At 66.5% G+C, this 17,261-nt stretch carries 16 protein-coding genes and 1 pseudogene; 5 read left to right on the forward strand and 12 right to left on the reverse strand.

Annotation, left to right across the window (positions count from 1 at the left end; genetic code table 11):
- The first annotated feature begins 115 nt into the window (after nucleotides 1-115).
- A complete protein-coding gene (locus AC1RJ9_RS02410; RefSeq protein ID WP_492836059.1) occupies nucleotides 116-1,933 on the forward strand; it encodes a PAS domain-containing hybrid sensor histidine kinase/response regulator in 1,818 nt (605 codons plus the stop codon).
- Between the two features lie 64 nt (nucleotides 1,934-1,997).
- On the forward strand, nucleotides 1,998-2,750 hold the full coding sequence (locus tag AC1RJ9_RS02415; protein WP_492835045.1) for a hypothetical protein: 753 nt from the start codon (nucleotides 1,998-2,000) through the stop codon (nucleotides 2,748-2,750).
- 12 nt (nucleotides 2,751-2,762) lie between these two features.
- Here AC1RJ9_RS02415 and AC1RJ9_RS02420 read toward each other — a convergent pair whose 3' ends face one another.
- The 3 genes and pseudogenes from AC1RJ9_RS02420 to AC1RJ9_RS02430 form a co-directional block, all read right to left on the reverse strand.
- Complete coding sequence (locus AC1RJ9_RS02420) at nucleotides 2,763-3,143, reverse strand: hypothetical protein (protein ID WP_492835043.1); 381 nt, start codon at nucleotides 3,141-3,143, stop codon at nucleotides 2,763-2,765.
- Between the two features lie 20 nt (nucleotides 3,144-3,163).
- On the reverse strand, nucleotides 3,164-5,371 hold the full coding sequence (purL, locus tag AC1RJ9_RS02425; RefSeq protein ID WP_492835041.1) for a phosphoribosylformylglycinamidine synthase subunit PurL: 2,208 nt from the start codon (nucleotides 5,369-5,371) through the stop codon (nucleotides 3,164-3,166).
- A 117-nt stretch (nucleotides 5,372-5,488) separates the two neighbouring features.
- Nucleotides 5,489-5,689, reverse strand: a pseudogene (locus AC1RJ9_RS02430) (hypothetical protein); the annotation flags it as partial.
- A gap of 349 nt (nucleotides 5,690-6,038) precedes the next feature.
- On the opposite strand from AC1RJ9_RS02430, the gene AC1RJ9_RS02435 reads away from it, so the two are divergent.
- Complete coding sequence (locus AC1RJ9_RS02435; protein WP_492835039.1) at nucleotides 6,039-6,233, forward strand: hypothetical protein; 195 nt, start codon at nucleotides 6,039-6,041, stop codon at nucleotides 6,231-6,233.
- A gap of 61 nt (nucleotides 6,234-6,294) precedes the next feature.
- Here AC1RJ9_RS02435 and AC1RJ9_RS02440 read toward each other — a convergent pair whose 3' ends face one another.
- From AC1RJ9_RS02440 to AC1RJ9_RS02465, 6 genes are all read right to left on the reverse strand, one after another.
- On the reverse strand, nucleotides 6,295-8,241 hold the full coding sequence (locus AC1RJ9_RS02440) for a CocE/NonD family hydrolase (RefSeq protein ID WP_492835037.1): 1,947 nt from the start codon (nucleotides 8,239-8,241) through the stop codon (nucleotides 6,295-6,297).
- Between the two features lie 62 nt (nucleotides 8,242-8,303).
- Complete coding sequence (locus AC1RJ9_RS02445; protein ID WP_492835035.1) at nucleotides 8,304-10,235, reverse strand: CocE/NonD family hydrolase; 1,932 nt, start codon at nucleotides 10,233-10,235, stop codon at nucleotides 8,304-8,306.
- A gap of 109 nt (nucleotides 10,236-10,344) precedes the next feature.
- Complete coding sequence (gene purQ, locus AC1RJ9_RS02450) at nucleotides 10,345-11,007, reverse strand: phosphoribosylformylglycinamidine synthase subunit PurQ (RefSeq protein ID WP_492835033.1); 663 nt, start codon at nucleotides 11,005-11,007, stop codon at nucleotides 10,345-10,347.
- A gap of 55 nt (nucleotides 11,008-11,062) precedes the next feature.
- Nucleotides 11,063-11,548 carry a DUF3291 domain-containing protein gene (locus tag AC1RJ9_RS02455; RefSeq protein ID WP_492835031.1) on the reverse strand — a complete coding sequence of 162 codons (486 nt, stop codon included), beginning with the start codon at nucleotides 11,546-11,548 and terminating at the stop codon, nucleotides 11,063-11,065.
- A 74-nt stretch (nucleotides 11,549-11,622) separates the two neighbouring features.
- Complete coding sequence (locus AC1RJ9_RS02460) at nucleotides 11,623-11,802, reverse strand: rubredoxin (protein WP_492835029.1); 180 nt, start codon at nucleotides 11,800-11,802, stop codon at nucleotides 11,623-11,625.
- Nucleotides 11,803-11,812: 10 nt separating this feature from the next.
- Nucleotides 11,813-13,087, reverse strand: a complete 1,275-nt coding sequence (locus AC1RJ9_RS02465) for a cytochrome P450 (RefSeq protein ID WP_492835027.1) — start codon at nucleotides 13,085-13,087, stop codon at nucleotides 11,813-11,815.
- A gap of 82 nt (nucleotides 13,088-13,169) precedes the next feature.
- On the opposite strand from AC1RJ9_RS02465, the gene AC1RJ9_RS02470 reads away from it, so the two are divergent.
- The gene (locus AC1RJ9_RS02470) at nucleotides 13,170-13,796 is read left to right on the forward strand and encodes a TetR/AcrR family transcriptional regulator (protein ID WP_492835025.1); all 627 of its coding nucleotides are present in this window, start codon (nucleotides 13,170-13,172) and stop codon (nucleotides 13,794-13,796) included.
- Between the two features lie 72 nt (nucleotides 13,797-13,868).
- Here AC1RJ9_RS02470 and purS read toward each other — a convergent pair whose 3' ends face one another.
- Both purS and purC read right to left on the reverse strand, forming a co-directional pair.
- Nucleotides 13,869-14,108 (reverse strand): phosphoribosylformylglycinamidine synthase subunit PurS, encoded by a 240-nt coding sequence (gene purS, locus AC1RJ9_RS02475; RefSeq protein WP_395442981.1) that lies wholly within the window; start codon nucleotides 14,106-14,108, stop codon nucleotides 13,869-13,871.
- Nucleotides 14,109-14,162: 54 nt separating this feature from the next.
- The gene (gene purC, locus AC1RJ9_RS02480) at nucleotides 14,163-14,921 is read right to left on the reverse strand and encodes a phosphoribosylaminoimidazolesuccinocarboxamide synthase (protein ID WP_492101317.1); all 759 of its coding nucleotides are present in this window, start codon (nucleotides 14,919-14,921) and stop codon (nucleotides 14,163-14,165) included.
- A gap of 403 nt (nucleotides 14,922-15,324) precedes the next feature.
- On the opposite strand from purC, the gene AC1RJ9_RS02485 reads away from it, so the two are divergent.
- Entirely contained in the window at nucleotides 15,325-15,642 is a 318-nt protein-coding gene (locus AC1RJ9_RS02485) for a DUF1476 domain-containing protein (protein WP_125156314.1), read from the forward strand.
- A gap of 56 nt (nucleotides 15,643-15,698) precedes the next feature.
- Here the strand turns inward: AC1RJ9_RS02485 and AC1RJ9_RS02490 are convergent, their stop codons facing one another.
- Nucleotides 15,699-17,192, reverse strand: a complete 1,494-nt coding sequence (locus AC1RJ9_RS02490; RefSeq protein ID WP_492835022.1) for an amino acid permease — start codon at nucleotides 17,190-17,192, stop codon at nucleotides 15,699-15,701.
- Between the last annotated feature and the right edge of the window lie 69 nt (nucleotides 17,193-17,261).

Here is a 17,261-nt window from a genome sequence, read left to right on the forward strand (position 1 = left end):
TCGGGTTTGATTTGAATTTCCGCGCGACGAAATGTCGCCGCGGCTGGCGGAGCCACGCAATCTTTCCTTATTCTGGCGAGGTGCAACGTGATTCAGTCGGCGGCGGGAGCGCACCATCAACCTGGGCGTCTTGAAAGATCGGATCTTTGGAACCGCGCCGACGGTGGCTCTCATCGTGGGCGCGGTCATGGCGACGGACTATCTGGTCAACATTGTCCTGTTGAATGCGCCGAACGCCTACACGCCCCTCTCGACCCTGCTGATCGCGCTGGTGGTGGCCGCGCCGCTGTCCTACTGGCTGACCAGCCAGCGCCTGCGGCTGGAACGCTTGCGCGACGACCTCTCCGCCAGCCTCGACGCCAAGCAGGAGGCGATCGAGGAGGCCGACCGGCGCCGGGTCGAGGCGGAGGAGGCCGAACGCCTCTATCGCCTGCTGAGCGACAACCTGACCGACCACGTGGCCCTGTGGTCGCCGAAGGGCGAGCGCGTCTATAGCTCGCCCAGCATCCAGCGGATCACCGGCTACACGCTGGACGAGTTCATGGCCTTGCCGCCCCAGGCCATGGTCGGCGAGGTCGATTTCGCGCGCGTCCAGAAGCTGATCCGCGGCCTGACGCCCGGTGGCGCGCCCGCCACCGCCGACTACGAGTGCACGCGCAAGGACGGAACATTGATCTGGCTGGAGAGCGCCTATTCTCTGCTGAGCGACGGCTCCGGGATCCTGCTGGTCACCTCGCGCGACATCACCGAGCGCAAGCAGCTGGAGTTGGACATCGCCAAGGCGCTGGAACTGGCCGAGACGGCGTCGGCGGCCAAGTCCGACTTCCTGGCCAACATGACCCACGAGCTGCGCACGCCGCTCACGGCCATCATCGGTTTCGCCGAGGTGCTGCGCCGCTCGCGCGGCCTGAGCCAGACCGCCGCCCGCCAGGTCGGCCACATCCTCGACGCCAGCAACACCCTGCTGAGCGTGGTCAACGACGTGCTGGACTTCTCGCGGCTGGAGGCCGGCGGGCTGGAGCTGGACCCGGCGCCGTTCGATCCCGCCGCCATGGCCTCGTCCTGCGCGGCGCTCGTCGAGGAGCGGGCCGTCGCCAAGGGCCTGGTCATCAAGGTCAAGACCAGCAAGGGCCTCAGGCCCATGAACCTGGACGGGCCGCGCCTGTCGCAAGTGCTGCTGAACTTCCTGTCCAACGCCGTGAAGTTCACGGCCCACGGCTCGATCACGGTGGCGCTTAGCCAGAAGGTCGAGGGCGACGCGGCGCTGTTGCGCGGCGCGGTGACCGACACCGGCATCGGCATCGCGCCGGAGCACCTGGACAACATCTTCGACCGTTTCTCGCAGGCCGACGCGGCTGTCTCGCGCCGGTTCGGGGGCACGGGCCTGGGCCTGGCCATCTCGCGCCGCATCGTCGAGCGTATGGAGGGCCAGATCGGCGTCGACAGCGTCGAAGGGCAGGGTTCGACCTTCTGGTTCGAGGTCCGCGGGCCGCTGGCCGAACTGGCCGCGCAGGAGGCGGAGGCCACGCCGCTGCTGGACGGCGAGGCGGGCGTGCGCCTGCTGCTGGTCGAGGACAACGCCGTCAACCGCGAGCTGATCAAGACCATGCTGGAGCCGTTTGGCGTGGACGTGGAGACCGCCAATGACGGCGTCGCCGGCGTCGAGGCCATGCGCCAGGGCCATTTCGACCTCGTGCTGATGGACGTGCAGATGCCGATCATGGACGGCCTGACCGCCACCCGCGAGATCCGGGCCATGGAGGGCGCGCGCGGAGCGGCCACCCCGATCGTGGCCATGACCGCCAACGTCCTGCCCGAACAGATCGCCACCTGCCTGGCGGCAGGCATGGACGACCACCTGGGAAAGCCGATCAACCCGACGAAGCTACTGGAGACGGTGGCGCGGTGGTCGGGCCGGACGCACGCCGCCTGATTCGACTTGGTTGTATATCGGCGTTATTCTAGTTTGGATTGCGATCCACGCTGGGAGGATAGCCATGCCCGCCGACACCGCTGAACCGCTTGCCGCCGCCTCGACGGAGGTGGCCGCGCCCGATTTCGTCAACGAGTCCAACGACCGTAACCAGGCCGACATCACCGCTTTCGCTCAGGCGGGCGATGAGCAGGACGGCCATGCCGTCAAGCTGAACTTCATCAATCAGTCGAACGATCTCAACAGCAGCGACATCGTGATCTTCGGCAGAAACGCCTCGACATCGTTCGACGAGCTGGCGGTGGCCTGGCGGGTCATCAAGAACTGCGGCCAGGGCTGGAACCACCCCTTCACCTATCCCATGAGCAACATGGTCTCGGCTTCCGACAGCTATGGCAATTATTCGCCGCAGATGTCGGCGGCGAATGGCCAGGCGTTCGCTCTGTCGCTAACGGCCTCGGGCGATACGTTGCAGGCCGTCGGTCCGGCGACCAGCGTGACCGAGATCGAAGTCCGCAACAACCTGGCCATGGGCGCGATCAACGCCAACATCTACAAGGCCGGAAAGCTCTTCGCGAGCAAGACCAGCATCGCGCCCGGCCAGAAGGCCGTCTTCTCGTTCAGGCCGACGATCTGGATCGGCGTGGTCTCTCAGGTCGTTGAGGGCGAGGTGATGAACGCGGCCATCCTGTCCCAGGTCAACACCGAGATCTCACTTCTGGGCTTGGCCAGCGCGGATATCGTGATGACCGGCGGCGGGCCGGGACGAACGTCCACGCCCTTCGCCTTCAGCCTGGAGAACGTGACCTACGCCTGACCCCGGGCGGGATCAGTCGACGCAGATCGCCCCGGTCGACTTGCCGTTCACGACCTTGGCGTAGCAGCCGAACTGGCGATTGGTCTTCTGGCACTGGCCGGTGACGTCGCTCGCGGGTTCCAGGTTGCCCTCGAGGATGCACGCGCCTTCGCACTGGCTCTTGTCGGTGCAGGCCTTGCCAGCGTCGGCATAGGGCACGACGCAGGTCGGGATCTGGGCCTTGCCGACCGGCTGGATCGAACCGCCCTTGGCCGAGCACTGGGCGGCCAGGGTCTGGGCGGCCAGGGTCTGGGCGGACGGAGCGGCCGGTTCGGCGGCCTGTTGGGCGCTGGGCGCCGCGCAGGCGCTCAGCATCAGGGCGGCGATGGCGGCGGTGAGGGCGGGGATACGCATCGTACTGGAGCCTTCCGGGCTTAGGCCTTGGGGGCGTTCATGTAGCCCGGCAGCCAGGCTTCGTGAGCCGTGCGCAGGGCGTCGAGCGAGACGCTGAAAAGGTCCTTCGACGCGAAGTCGTTCCCGCCCGCGACGCCGGCGACACTGGCGCGAACGTCAGCGTCCTTGGCCGCGTCCAGCACCGCGTCGGGATCCGGCGTGGCGATCAGGTAGCGGGCCTGGTCCTCGCCCAGCAGATAGTGGTGGGCGTGGGCGGTGCTGGTGGCGTTCAGGGTGACGCCGACCTTGCTGGCCAGGGCGATATCGGCCGCGGCGATCAGCAGGCCGCCGTCGGACAGGTCGTGGACACCCGCGACAAGGCCCGAGCTGATCAGACCGCGCACGAAGTCGCCGTTCTTACGCTCCAGCGCCAGGTCGACCGGCGGCGGCGCGCCGTCCTCGCGGCCCAGAATCTCGCGCAGATAGATCGAGGCGCCCAGTTCGCCGCGCGTCTCGCCGATCAGCACCAGCGTATCGCCCTCGGCGACGCTGGAGAAGTCGGTGCGCAGGTCGTAGTCCTCGAGCAGGCCCACGGCGCCGACGGTCGGGGTCGGCGGAATGGCGACGCCGTTGGTCTCGTTGTAGAGGCTGACATTCCCGCTCACGACCGGGAAGTCCAGCGCGCGGCAGGCCTCGGCCATGCCGTCGGTGGCGCGGACGATCTGGCCCATGGTCTCGGGCTTTTCGGGGCTGCCGAAGTTGAGGTTGTCGGTGATGGCGATCGGCAGGGCGCCGGCGGCCGTCAGGTTGCGCCAGGCCTCGGCCACGGCCTGTTTGCCGCCCTCGTAGGGATCGGCCTGGACGTAGCGCGGGGTGCAGTCGCTGGTGACCGCGATGGCCTTGCCCGTGCCGTGGATGCGCACGATGCCGGCGTCGCAGCCTGTAGCGCTGTCTTCCAGGGTGTCGGCCATCACGTGGCGATCGTACTGCTCCCACAGCCAGCGCTTGGAGGCCATGTCCGGGCAGCCGACGATCTTCAGGACCGCTTCGTTCCAGTCGATCGGGGCGGGGATGGTCGCGGGGTCGAGGCGCGGGTCGAGCTTGGGCTGGACCCACGGGCGGTCATACAGCGGTGCGTCGTCGAACAGCGGGGCCAGCGGCACGTCGCAGACCGTTTCGCCGTGGTGCTTCAGCACCAGGCGGCCGGTGTCGGTGGTGTAGCCGATGACGGCGGCGTCCAGGCCCCACTTCTCGAAGATGGCGTGGCCGTCCTGCTCGCGGCCGGGCTTCAGGACCGCCAGCATGCGCTCCTGGCTTTCCGACAGCATCATCTCGTAGGCCGACATGCCGGTCTCGCGCTGCGGGACCATGTCCATGTTCAGCTCGATGCCGACGCCGCCCTTGCCGGCCATTTCGACCGACGAGGAGGTCAGGCCCGCCGCGCCCATGTCCTGGATGGCGGCGACAGCGCCGGTGGCCATCAGCTCCAGCGTGGCCTCGATCAGCAGCTTCTCGGCGAAGGGGTCGCCGACCTGCACCGTGGGACGCTTCTCCTCGGAGTCCTCGGTGAACTCGGTGGAGGACATGGTCGCGCCGTGGATGCCGTCACGGCCGGTCTTGGAGCCGAAATAGACGACCGCCAGGCCCGGGCCCGGGGCGGCCGAGTAGAAGATGCTGTCGGCCTTGGCCAGGCCCACGCACATGGCGTTGACCAGGATGTTGCCGTTGTAGCCCTTGTGGAAGTTGGTCTCGCCCGCGACCGTGGGCACGCCCACGCAGTTGCCGTAGCCGGCGATGCCGGCGACCACGCCGTCCACCAGGCGCTTGGTCTTCGGGTGCTCCGGATCGCCGAAGCGCAGGGCGTTCAACAGGGCGATCGGCCGCGCGCCCATCGTGAAGACGTCGCGCATGATGCCGCCCACGCCCGTCGCCGCGCCCTGATAGGGTTCGATATAGGAGGGGTGGTTGTGGCTCTCCATCTTGAAGATGATCGCGTCGCCATCGCCGATGTCGATGACGCCGGCGTTCTCGCCAGGCCCGCAGATCACGCGCGGTCCGTCGATCGGAAACTTCTTCAGCTGGTTCTTCGAGGACTTGTACGAGCAGTGCTCGGACCACATCACCGAGAACACGCCCAACTCCACCAGGTTGGGCTCTCGCCCCAGGCGCTTGAGGACAACGTCATATTCGGCGGGTTTCAGGCCGAACTCGGCGGCCAATTCGGCCATGGGCTTTTGGGGCGTGCTCATGGGCGCGCCTTCTAACCCGCTCGTTCAGATTCCGCCACAGTCTGTCGCTCTTCTTGCCGGCCGAACGGCGAGCTACATCGACCTGATGAGGCGCTCCATGTGGGCGCCGCCCTCGCCGAGCCAGTGATCGATCACTACGCCACCCTTCTCGACCGAGCCCATGCGCAGCGACACGCCGATGACCACGGCCCCGAACAGGGCCAGCAGGATCACGATCAGGTTCAGAAGGGGATGCACGCTGGAGCGCTTGCGGCGCTTGGCCCAGACGGGCACGCCGCTGACATAGGTCTCGGGGAACCGAACTTCGTGGTCGGCCATGGTGTTTTGACTCTTCGCGTCTTCGGAGGGCTCCGCCGACGCCTCCCCATTCAGTGTTCGGCTGACGTTGCGCGCTGCGAAACGAGGATTCCAGTTCTCTCCCCCGCAGAGTGCGGATTAACCTTGAATCTCACGCTGGAGGCGAAAGCTTTGCTTTAAGCGGCGCGATCAGCGGAATGAACGTTTCGGCTTCAGACAATCGCGGCGGCGGGGCGAGAATTTCCGGCAAAGCTGTGTAAATTCCAAAGCTTAGCCTGAATTAAGGCGGCTCGGCCGTAGGAACGCCGCGAGTCCCGACCCGTTCTATCTCCGTGCGTCACGAGCGCGCTGTGTAACAGGAGTAAGGCCCATGGCTGACAACAACCGCGATCCGCAGCAGCAGCAGAACGACCAGCAACGCCGAACGCCCGGCCAGCAACAGCAGCAAGGGCAACCCAGGCAGGATGGGGCCAAGCAGGACGGGCCCAGGCAGGACGAGCAGGGCCGCAACCCTGGGGGCGAGGCCAATCAGCAGGATGAAAACGTCAGGCGCGGCGACCGCTGACCTGTCGACACTCTCTCCGTAGAAGGAAGGCCGGCGGTGACCCCGCCGGCCTTTCTCGTTGTTACTTGGCGTCCACCACCGGCAGTTCGATGAAGCTGGCCGCGTCGCCCCTGTGGAACACGCGCTGTGTGGCCTTCACATAGTCGGCCGGCTTGGCGAAGAAGATGTTCGGCACGAAGGTCTGCGGGTTGCGGTCGTACAGCGGGAACCAGCTGGACTGCACCTGCACCATGATCCGGTGACCCGGCTTGAACACATGGTTCGTGATCGGCAGGCCGAAACGATAGGGCAGGGGCTTGTCCGGCGTGATGGCCTTGGGATCGCTGTAGCTTTCGCGATATCGGCCGCGGAAAATGTCCATCGACACCGCCAGTTGATAGCCGCCCATGTCCGGCTGGGCCGGAACCATGTCCGGATAGACGTCGATCAGCTTTACCACCCAGTCGCTGTCCGTTCCGCTGGTCGAGGCGATCAGATTGACCAGTGGCTCGCCGGAGATCTGAACCGGGGCTGTCAATACATCGGTGGTGAAGGTCAGGACGTCGGTGCGGCCCGAGCTCTCGCGCTGGTCGTCGACCAGCCACTGGGTCCAGGTGAACGGGGGATCGTATCCGACCGGCTGGCTGGGCCGCGCGCGGTTGGGCACGGGCTTGGCGGGGTCGGAGACGTATTCGTCATAGGCTGTCCCGTCTCCGGCGGGCGGTGAGAACGACAGCTTGCCGCCGGCCCGCAGGTACAGCGCCTGGGGCTTGGCCGCGCAGGTCTCGCAGGAGAGCGGCCACGAGGCCAGCTTGCGCCAGGTGTTGGTCCCGGTCTCGAAGGCGGTGACGGGGGCGATGTCGGCGGCCGGCGCCTCGTCCTTCAGGTAACGCGCCAGGAACGGGGCTAGCACCTCGTGGCGGAACTGCTTGGCGGTGTCGGCATCCCACTTGATCGCGCCCAGGGTCGAGCCGTCCTCGATCTGCTGACCATGGAACCAGGGACCCATGGCCAGGAAAACCTTGTCGCCGGCCGTGTCGAGCGGCTTCAGCGCCTTGTAGACCGCTGGGGCGCCATAGATGTCCTCCTGGTCCCACAGGCCGTGGACCAGCATGACCGGAACCTTCAGCGGCTGCTTGGCCAGGACCTTGTCCATGGCTTGCTCCTGCCAGAAGGCGTCGTAGGCGGGGTGCTCGATGATCTTGCGCCAGAAGCCGACCTGGTCGAGGCCGCGCTGGCGGGCCAGTTCGCCCGCCGACCCGGCGCGCAGATAGAGGTCGTAGTCGTCGTGGGTGTTGGACCACCACTTGGCGCTGTTGTCGCGCGTGGCCTGCTGTTCCCAGATGTAGGGCAGGTTCTGCTGACGGAAGGCGCCGTGGTGGAACCAGTCGTCGCCCATCCAGCCGTCGACCATCGGGTTCATCGGCACGGAGACCTTCAGGGCCGGGTGCGGATTGACCAGCGCCATCAGCGGCAGGAAGCCGTCATACGAGATACCCAGGATCCCGACCTTGCCGTTGGTCTCGGCGATGTTCTTCACCAGCCAGTCGATGGTGTCGTAGGTGTCGGTGGCGTGGTCGACCTTGGTCGGGTTCAGCGGCCCCTGCAGGGGCCGGTTCATCACGTAGTCGCCTTCCGAGCCGTACTTGCCGCGCACGTCCTGGACGACGCGGATATAGCCGCCCTCGACGATGACGTCGGTGGCGTTGTCGTAGCCTTGCAGGACGGCGGCCAGCGTGCCGCTGGCGGCGTGGCTGGTCAGCTCGGTGGCGTTGTAGGGCGTGCGGGTCAGCAGGATCGGCGCGCGCTTGGCGCCCTTGGGGACCAGGATGACGGTGTGCAGCTTCACACCGTCGCGCATTGGGATCATCACGTCCCTGCGCTCGAAGTCGAAGCCCTCGGTCGACTCGACCAGCTTGGCGGGGGTCTCGTTATAGGCGCCCGGCTTGGGGGCTTTCTGCGCGTGAACGGCGCTCGTCATCAGCAACGCGGCGAGGCTCGCGGCGCCCAGTGTCTTTCCGATGGTCATGATTGGTCCCTCTCCCAGCCGGACGTTGGCGCGTCCGGCTGGGGTTGGCAACCAGCGCGACCCTACTTGGCGTCCACCACCGGCAGCTCGATGAAGCTGGCGTCGGCGCCGCTGTGGAACACCCGCTGCGTGGCCTTCACGTAGTCGGCCGGTTTGGCGAAGAAGATGTTCGGCACGAAGGTCTGCGGGTTGCGGTCGTAGAGCGGGAACCAGCTGGACTGCACCTGAACCATGATCCGGTGACCCGGCTGGAAGGTGTAGTTCGCGGTCGGCAGGATGAACTGGTACTTCAGCGGCGTGTTCGGCTTGATCGCCTTGGGATCGCTGAAGCTCTCGCGATAGCGACCGCGGAAGATGTCCATGCCCACGGCCAGCTGGTAGCCGCCCAGCTCGGGTTGGCTGGCGACCTCGTCGGGGAAGACGTCGATCAGCTTGACCACCCAGTCGCTGTCGGTGCCGCTGGTCGAGGCGACCAGATTGACCTTCGGCACGCCGGCGATCTTCAGCGGCTCCTTCAGCGGCTCGCTGACATAGCTCACGACGTCGGTGCGGCTCTCGGCGTGGCGCTGGTCGCTGACCAGCCAGGCTTTCCAGCGGTCGCCGTCGGCGAACTGCACCGGACGCTGCACGTACGGCACCGGCTTGGCCGGGTCGGAGACGTACTCGTCATAGGCCGCCGCGCCCTTGGCCGGCGCCGGAGCCGAGAAGGAGAGGGCGCCCTGGGCGCTGAGATAGAGGTTCTTGCCGGCCTTCGCCTGCGTTCCCCCCTGCGGCCAGCTGGCATAGCGGTTCCACTTGTTCTGGCCCGGGTCGTAGATCAGCACCGGCGGGGTGTCGGCCTTGGGGCCGTCCTTCAGATACTGGTCGAAGAACGGCTTCATCACGTCGCGGCGGAACTGCAGGGCGGTGTCGCCGTCCCACTTGAACGGACCCAGGTTGTAGCCGTCGTAGTTCACCTGGCTGTGGCGCCAGGGGCCCAGCACCAGATAGTTCTTGTCGTTGTTGACGTCCTTGGACTCCAGCGCCGGATACGAGTGCACCGCGCCCCAGATGTCCTCCTGGTCCCACAGGCCCTGGATCCACATGGTCGGCACCTTCAGCGGCGTCTTCTCCATGGTCTTGTCCAGCGCCTGCTCGCTCCAGAAGCTGTCATAGGCCGCGTGCTGGGCCAGCTTCTTCCACCAGGTCAGCTGGTCCAGACCATGGTTCTTGGCGTAGTCGCCGGCCGAGCCCTCGCGCAGGAAGTTGGCGTAGTCGTCATAGCCCTGGCGCTGGACGCCTTCGCCCGCGCCGCGGACGGTGGTCTGGCGCGTGAAGTAGTCGAAGTTGATCTGGCGGAAGGCGCCGTACTGGAACCAGTCGTCGCCCATCCAGCCGTCGACCATCGGGCTCATCGGCGCGGCGACCTTCAGGGCCGGGTGCGGATTGACCAGGGCCATCACGACCGTGAAGCCCTCGTACGAGCTGCCCAGCATGCCGACCTTGCCGTTGGTCTCGGGCACGTTCTTCACCAGCCAGTCGATGGTGTCGTAGGCGTCGGTGGAGTGGTCGACCTCGGACGAGTTCAGCGGCCCCTTCAGCGGCCGGGTCATCACGTACTCGCCTTCCGAGCCGTACTTGCCGCGGATGTCCTGGAAGACGCGGATATAGCCGCCGTCGGCGACGAACGGCTCGTCGCCTTGCGGCATGGCGGCGACCATGCGCGGGCTGTCGGCGCGGGCGGCGCGCTTGGCGGCGTTGTAGGGGGTGCGGGTCAGCATGATCGGCAGGTTCTTGCCGCCCTTGGGGACCACGATGACGGTGTAGAGCTTGGTCCCGTCGCGCATCGGGATCATCACCACGCGCTTTTCGTAGTCGTAGTTGATCTTGGCCGCGACGTACTTGCCGTCGATGTCCGGCGTCATCGGCGTGACCTGGGCGTGGGCGGCGACGCCGAAGGCGGTCAAGGCCGCGGCGGCCAGCAGGCCCGCGCGCAGGGTGGAGACGAGATTCATAAGTGGCCCTCCTACAGAGGGCCGCACCTTAGGACCGGGACTTTTCGGCTGCTATATGGTCACGGCGTCGCCGAGCCCATTTTTCGTCGGCGGACGGCAGGAGAAGCCCTCAGGCGCTCTGGAAGATGCTGCGGAACAGCACCGCGCCGTCTTCCGAGCCCAGGTCCGGATCGAACGAGCGGTCGGGGTGGGGCATCAGGCCCAGGACGTTGCCGCCCTTGTTGACGATGCCGGCGATGTCGCGGGCCGAGCCGTTCGGGTTCTGCTTGTAGCGGAACACCACCTGGCCCTCGCCCTCGATCCGGTCGAGGGTCTCCTCGTCGGCGAAGTAGTTGCCCTCGCCGTTGCCGACGGTCATGACCGCCTCGCGCTGCTCGCCGTAACCGGCGGTGAAGCGGGTCTGGCCGTTGACGATGTCGAGGTCGACGGCCTTGCAGACGTACTTCAGGCCAGCGTTGCGCAGCAGGGCGCCGGGCAGCAGGCCAACCTCGGTCAGGACCTGGAAGCCGTTGCAGATGCCGACCACCGCCACGCCCTTGTCGGCGGCGGCGACGACCTCCTTCATGACCGGGCTCTGGGCCGCCATGGCGCCGCAGCGCAGATAGTCGCCATACGAGAAGCCGCCGGGCAGGACGATCAGGTCCAGGTCGTCCGGCAGCGCCGTCTCCTGGTGCCAGACCATCTCGACGCGGGCGCCGGCGGAGCGCTCGATGGCGACCTTGCAGTCGCGGTCACAGTTCGAACCGGGGAATACGACGACGGCGGCTTTCATGGCGCGGGCCTGTAGCACCGTTCGGACGGGATGTCAGTCCCGCGCGGCGGGAAAGTCAGGCGCATTCGTCCAACTCGGGCTCGACCGCCTCGCCGGTAGGCGGGGGGAAGGGCGACTTGAAGGTGAAGGCGGCCGGCGTCGGGCCGTGAGCCTCGAGCAGGGCGAGCTTCTCCAAGGCCTCTTCGACCGTCGGCGTGTGGCTGGCGGGGACCCACCAGAGGGCCATGTACAGGTCCATATGCTCGAACCACTCGCGGCGACGGCGCATGATCTCCACGTGACCGCTGCGATAGACGTAGGCGCCGAGAGAGGGGATGTCCTCCCAGACCGACAGGTTCGGGATGAACAGGGGATCACTGTCGATCGCCAGGTCGGTGGCGTTGTTGCCGTCGCCCTTCAGCCGCCAGACGAAGCCGGGCGAGGATTCGGCCAAGGCGTTGATGCGGTCGAGATTGTCAGCGAAGTCCTTGATCGTCGGATGGTCGATCGGCGCCCTCAGGCGTCCGACATTGACCTGCGCCAGATGGAACTTCGCGCTCATAGACGGTCTCCCCTTCGCATTCCGCCGAACATTGTGCGGCCAGGCGCGAAACGGAAGGGGCGCGGTCCGATTTCCTACAGCTCGATCATGTCGAAGTCGGACTTGGGCGTGCCGCACATCGGGCAGATCCAGCCGTCGGGGATGTCGGCCCAGCGGGTTCCGGGCGCCAGGCCTTCGCCCGGATCGCCCTGCTCCTCGTCGTAGATGTAGCCGCAGGTGCGGCACTGCCAGACCTTGAAGGGTTCCGCGCTCATCGTCCCGCCCTCAGTGCATCCTGAAGCGGATCGGCACCGACTTCGGCCCGCAGACGAAGTTGGCGACCATGCGGGTGGGCTGGCCGTCCAGTTCGACGCTGTCGAGACGCGCGAACAGCTCTTCCCACAGCACCCGCATCTCCATCCGCGCCAGATGCTGGCCCAGGCAGATATGGGCGCCGTAGCCGAAGGCCACGTGCTTGTTGGGCGTGCGGTCGACGCGGAACTTGAACGGGTGCTCGAACACCGCCTCGTCGCGGTTGCCCGACGGGTAGGACAGCATCATCCAGTCGCCCTTGGCGATCTTGCGGCCCGCCAGCTCGGCGTCGGCGGTGGCCGTGCGCATGAAGTGCTTCACCGGCGTGACCCAGCGGATCGACTCCTCGATCAGGCCGGGGATCAGGGACGGGTCGGCCTTGACCTTGGCGAACTGCTCGGGGGTCTCGGCCAGGGCCCATAGCGCGCCGGCGGTGGTCGAGGAGGTAGTGTCGTGCCCGGCCGTGGCGGCGATGATGTAGTAGCTCATCGCCTCCAGGTGCCCCATCGGCTCGCCGTTGATCTTGCCGTTGGCGATGATGCTGGCCAGGTCCTCGCGCGGCTTGGCGCGACGGTCCTCGGTGATGGCGTTGAAGTACATCATGAAGTCCATGACGACCGACTGCAGGCTGTCGATGCCCTCGTTGACGTCGGTGACCGACTTGCCGGACCGGTTCAGGTCCGGGTCGGCGTTGCCGAACAACTCCTGGGTCAGCTTCAGCATCCGGGGTTCGTCGCTTTCCGGGACGCCCAGCACCTCCATGATCACGTGCAGGGGATAGAGGAAAGCCACATCGCGGGCGAAGTCGCAGCGGTCGCCGTGCTCGGCCATGCGGTCGACGAAGCCGCGGGCGATCTCGCGGATCCGCGCTTCCAGCGCCCGCAGGTTCTGCGGCAGCAGCGAACCCTGGGTGACCTTGCGGTAGGCGAAGTGGTCGGGGTTGTCCATCTGGACCAGCGAGCGGACCAGGTGGGGCGAGCCGCCCATCATCTCGCGGACCTTCTTGTCGGCCTCGATCGTGGTCACCACGGTGGCGCGATCGCCGTTGTGGAACAGCTCGTTCTGGCGTTCGACCTCGAGAATGTCGGCGTGGCGGGTCACCACCCAGAACGGATCGAAGCCGTCGGGCTGGGCCACCTCCAGCGGCGCTTCGCGGCGCAGTTGGGTGAAGGCCTGATCGACGCGATCGCCGTCGGCGTAGGCCTTCGGGTCGACGATGGTGTTGGCGATGTCGGTCGAGATCGTCATGGCGGCTCCTCCTTCCTCACGGCGGCCTGGCGACCGTCCTTCTTATTTGCTTGTTGTCCAACAAATAACTATGTTCCGCAAGATGACGACAACCCTTAAGGCGCCCGCCGCGCGCCGAACCCAGCTCGATCGCCGCCAGCAATCCGAGAGCGAGCTCCTTCGGGCGGCGGCCGAGCTGATCGCCGAGCGCGGCGTGGCGGCGGCCACCTTCGAGAGCATCGGCCAGCGCGCCGGCTACAGCCGGGGGCTGGTCACCCAGAGGTTCGGTTCGAAGCAGGGGCTGATCGAGGCGCTGATCGCGCGGCTGGGCGCGCGCGTCGAGGCGCTGCTGGACGCCCGCCAGATGGACACCCTGGACGGTCTGGAGGCCGTGCTGGGCTTCGTCGACGTCTTCCTGCGCAACCTGACGCGCGACGGCGAGATGCGGGCCTATTTCACGCTGATGGCCGGGGCGGTGTCCGACGTTTCGGACCTGCGCGCGCCGTTCGCGGCCGCGCACAGGGACGTCGAGACCCGCCTGGAGGCGTTGGTCCTGCGGGGGCAGCGCGAGGGCGTGATCCGCGCCGGCCTGAACGCGGACGCGGTCGCGTTGATGGTGGGGGCTTTGCTGCTGGGGCTCTCGACCCAGCTATTGGTCGATCCCGGCATGGACCTGGAGCCCATCCGGGAGACCAGCCTGGCGGCGCTGAGGGCCAGCTTCAGCGCCTAGATCGCGCTCTAGAATCAGACATTTAGAGCCCTTTTGAACGCTTTGGATGACTCCATCTAAAGCTAAAGGGCTCTAGGCGATGTCGATGCGGTAGCTTTCGATGACCATGTTGGCCAACAGCTTCTCGCACATGGTCTTGACCTCGGCCTTGGCGGCTTCGGCGTCCGCGGCGTCGAGGTCGAACTCGATGACGCGACCGACGCGGGCGTCCTTCACCGACGGCCAGCCCAGGCCATGCAGGGCGTTCTCGACGGCCTTGCCCTGCACGTCGAGTACGCCGGGCTTCAGGAACACGTGGACGGTGGCTTTCACTGACAGATTCTCCCCGCGCGGCGCTCCGGGCCGCGCTGCTTCCAGATGAAGGGTTTAGTGCACGCCGCCTTGGATGACGGTCGGCATTTCCTTCATGATCCCTAGGCGGCGGGCCACCTCGGTATAGCTCTCGATGACGTTGCCCAGGTCGCGACGGAAGCGGTCCTTGTCCAGCTTCTCGTTGGTCAGGCTGTCCCACAGGCGGCAGCTGTCGGGGCTGATCTCGTCGGCCAGGATGATCCGCGAGAAGTCGCCCTCGTAGATGCGGCCGAACTCGATCTTGAAGTCCACCAGCGTGATGCCGACCGCGCTGAACAGGCCCGACAGGTAGTCGTTGACGCGCAGAGCGGTGGCCATCATGTCGTCGATCTCCTGGGTCGCGGCCCAGTTGAACGCGGTGATGTGCTCCTCGGAGACCATCGGGTCGCCCAGCTTGTCGTCCTTGTAGTAGAATTCGATGATCGAGCGGGGCAGGGGCTGACCCTCGGTCAGGCCCAGGCGCGTGGCGATCGAGCCGGCGGCGATGTTGCGCACCACGACCTCGAGCGGAACGATCTCGACTTCCTTGATCAGCTGCTCGCGCAGGTTCAGGCGGCGGATGAAGTGGTTCTGGACGCCGATCGAATTCAGGCGAGTCATGATGTACTCGCTGATCCGGTTGTTGATGACGCCCTTGCCTTCCAGGATGGCCTTCTTTTGGGCGTTGAAGGCCGTCGCGTCGTCCTTGAAGTACTGGATCAGGGTGCCGGGCTCGGGGCCTTCGTAGAGGATCTTGGCCTTGCCTTCGTAGATCTTCTTGCGACGGGTCGTCATGGCTCTCGTCGAGGCCCTTCTGTAAGCGCGCGCCGCTCCTCAAGTCCGGAATCTTCCGGAGAAACGAAAAGCGCGCGCGGCGGATAGCTGCGCGCGGCGTTCGACTCAAGGCCGCTCACTGGAAAATGTCGCGCGGAACCTACCTGAATCAGCGCGGCCGCGCAAACGAAGGACAACTTTCGGACGGCGTTTGGGCTATGTTATGGTTGGAAACGTCATCCGCGGCCTATCCGCCGATTGCGGCGGAGACCGCCGCAGGATATGCAGCCGGCGTAAGAGCGTGATAGTCGAAAGTGGACGCCGGTTTCGGCGACCATCATGCTCTAAACGTTTAGAATTAGAGCCTGTCGCGGCCAGATGACTTATCTTGCCGCGACAGGCTCTCGGCGACTTTGGGGCCTTCATGACCACCTTCGACGAACGCGAACAGGGTTTCGAACGCAAGTTCGCGCACGACCAGGAAATCGAGTTCAAGGCGGCCGCGCGCCGCAACCGCCTGCTGGGCGAATGGGCGGCCGGTCTCATGGGCCTGGCGACCGTCGAGGAATACGCGCGCGCCGTGGTGAAGTCCGACTTCGAACAGCCGGGCGACGAAGACGTGCTGCGCAAGGTTTTCGAGGACCTCAAGGGCTCGGGCGTCGCCGCCTCCGAGGGCGAGGTCCGCATGAAGATGGACGAACTGCTGGCCGTCGCACGCGAGCAGATCAAGGCCGGCGAGTAAGCCTCAAGCCTTGATGGTCTGAACGAGGCCGCCCCTTGGGGCGGCCTTTTTCATGGTCAGTGGCTCTCGTAGGCCGCCTTGCCGCCGTTGATGGCGAAGGCCTCCTCGGGCGACAGCACCAGCTTCTTGCGGCCGACGGCGGCGAAGTAGGCGATTCCCACCGCGAACCAGATCGCCACCCCGATGACTCCGGTCCGATAGACCGGGTCCTTGAGCTGGTAGAAGATCGTGACCAGCGAGATGATCACGGTCACGCCGGCCCCGGCCACGCCGAACACGCTCTTGTAGGGCCGTTCCAGGTTCGGGAGCTTGCGGCGCAGCAGGATGTAGGACGCGCCCTGGGCGACATAGGACAGCATGGCGCCGAAGACGGCCATGTTCAGCAGGGTTCCGCCGATCACCGCCGCGCCCTTCTCCGCGCCGAGGGCGAACCAGACGACCAGCATCACCGCCAGGCCGGCCAGCGAGCCGGTGATCAGGGCCACGTCCGGGGTCTTGCGCACGCCATGGGTCACCGACAGGGCGCGCGGGAAGTAGCCGGCCCGCGACAGTGAATAGATCTGCCGGCCATAGGCGAAGATGATCGCGTGGAAGCTGGCTACCAGGCCGGCCACGGCGATCGCCGAGAGGAGCTTGGCCAGAGAGCCGCCGTAGATCGCCCGGAAGCCGTCCAGGATCGGTTCGCCCGACTTGGACAGGGCGAAGGTCCCGGCTGGGATCGAGCTGTTCAGCCACAACACCAGCAGGGCCGAGACGATCAGGGTCAGCATGCCCAGGATGATGCCCTTGGGCAGGTCGCGCTGGGGCGTGTGTGATTCCTCGGCGGCCAGGGGCAGTTGCTCGATGGCCAGGAACAGCCAGACCGCGAACGGCAGCTGGGCCAGGGCGCCGCCGATCCCGGCCGGCAGGAAGGGGCCGTGGCCGTCCTTCAGCTCGGTCCCGCCGGGGCCGACGTTCAGGGCGTACCTGCCGAAGTCGGCGTGCGGGAAGGCGCTGACCCAGAACACGACGAGACAGGCCAGGGCCAGCAGGGTGATGAACACCGTGAAGCGGAACGACATCGCCACCCCGCCGGCGTTGAGGCCGACGAACACGACATAGGCCCCGATCCAATAGAGCGGCTGGACCCAGGCCGGCGTCTCGAAGATCCCGCCCAGATAGCTGCCGATGAAGAAGCAGACCACGGCCGCGGTCAGCACATATTCCACGTTCTCGCACAGGCCGGTGACGAAGCCGCCCCAGGGCCCCATGGCCGAGCGCGCGAACGAATAGGCGCCGCCGGTATGGGGCTGGGCCGCCGCCATCTCGGCGATCGAGAAGGTCAGGCCCAGATACATGACGGTGATGATCAGGGTGGCGACCAGCATGCCGCCCCAGCCGCCGACGCCCATGCCCAGGTTCCAGCCGGAGAACTGGCCCGAGATCACCGCCCCGACGCCCAGCGCCCATAGCGAGAACACGCCCGCATAGCGCTTGAGGCCGCGCTTTTCGAAATAGCCGTCGTCGACAGTCTCGTAGCTGACGCCGCCGCCCGGTCCTGGTTCGCTCATGACCCGTCCCTCCATGGTCTGGACGTCGAGGGTGCGCCCCGCGTTCGTCCGGGGACGAGTCCTGGAGGA

This window comes from Caulobacter sp. GW822-FHT07D08, from assembly GCF_058798735.1.

Bases quoted from the DNA above. Each gene is read 5' to 3' on its own strand.
- AC1RJ9_RS02415 (WP_492835045.1), top strand. From the start codon at position 1,998: ATGCCCGCCGACACCGCTGAACCGCTTGCCGCCGCCTCGACGGAGGTG.
- AC1RJ9_RS02420 (WP_492835043.1), bottom strand. From the start codon at position 3,143: ATGCGTATCCCCGCCCTCACCGCCGCCATCGCCGCCCTGATGCTGAGC.
- purL (WP_492835041.1), bottom strand. From the start codon at position 5,371: ATGAGCACGCCCCAAAAGCCCATGGCCGAATTGGCCGCCGAGTTCGGC.
- AC1RJ9_RS02435 (WP_492835039.1), top strand. From the start codon at position 6,039: ATGGCTGACAACAACCGCGATCCGCAGCAGCAGCAGAACGACCAGCAA.
- AC1RJ9_RS02440 (WP_492835037.1), bottom strand. From the start codon at position 8,241: ATGACCATCGGAAAGACACTGGGCGCCGCGAGCCTCGCCGCGTTGCTG.
- AC1RJ9_RS02445 (WP_492835035.1), bottom strand. From the start codon at position 10,235: ATGAATCTCGTCTCCACCCTGCGCGCGGGCCTGCTGGCCGCCGCGGCC.
- purQ (WP_492835033.1), bottom strand. From the start codon at position 11,007: ATGAAAGCCGCCGTCGTCGTATTCCCCGGTTCGAACTGTGACCGCGAC.
- AC1RJ9_RS02455 (WP_492835031.1), bottom strand. From the start codon at position 11,548: ATGAGCGCGAAGTTCCATCTGGCGCAGGTCAATGTCGGACGCCTGAGG.
- AC1RJ9_RS02460 (WP_492835029.1), bottom strand. From the start codon at position 11,802: ATGAGCGCGGAACCCTTCAAGGTCTGGCAGTGCCGCACCTGCGGCTAC.
- AC1RJ9_RS02465 (WP_492835027.1), bottom strand. From the start codon at position 13,087: ATGACGATCTCGACCGACATCGCCAACACCATCGTCGACCCGAAGGCC.
- AC1RJ9_RS02470 (WP_492835025.1), top strand. From the start codon at position 13,170: ATGACGACAACCCTTAAGGCGCCCGCCGCGCGCCGAACCCAGCTCGAT.
- purC (WP_492101317.1), bottom strand. From the start codon at position 14,921: ATGACGACCCGTCGCAAGAAGATCTACGAAGGCAAGGCCAAGATCCTC.
- AC1RJ9_RS02485 (WP_125156314.1), top strand. From the start codon at position 15,325: ATGACCACCTTCGACGAACGCGAACAGGGTTTCGAACGCAAGTTCGCG.
- AC1RJ9_RS02490 (WP_492835022.1), bottom strand. From the start codon at position 17,192: ATGAGCGAACCAGGACCGGGCGGCGGCGTCAGCTACGAGACTGTCGAC.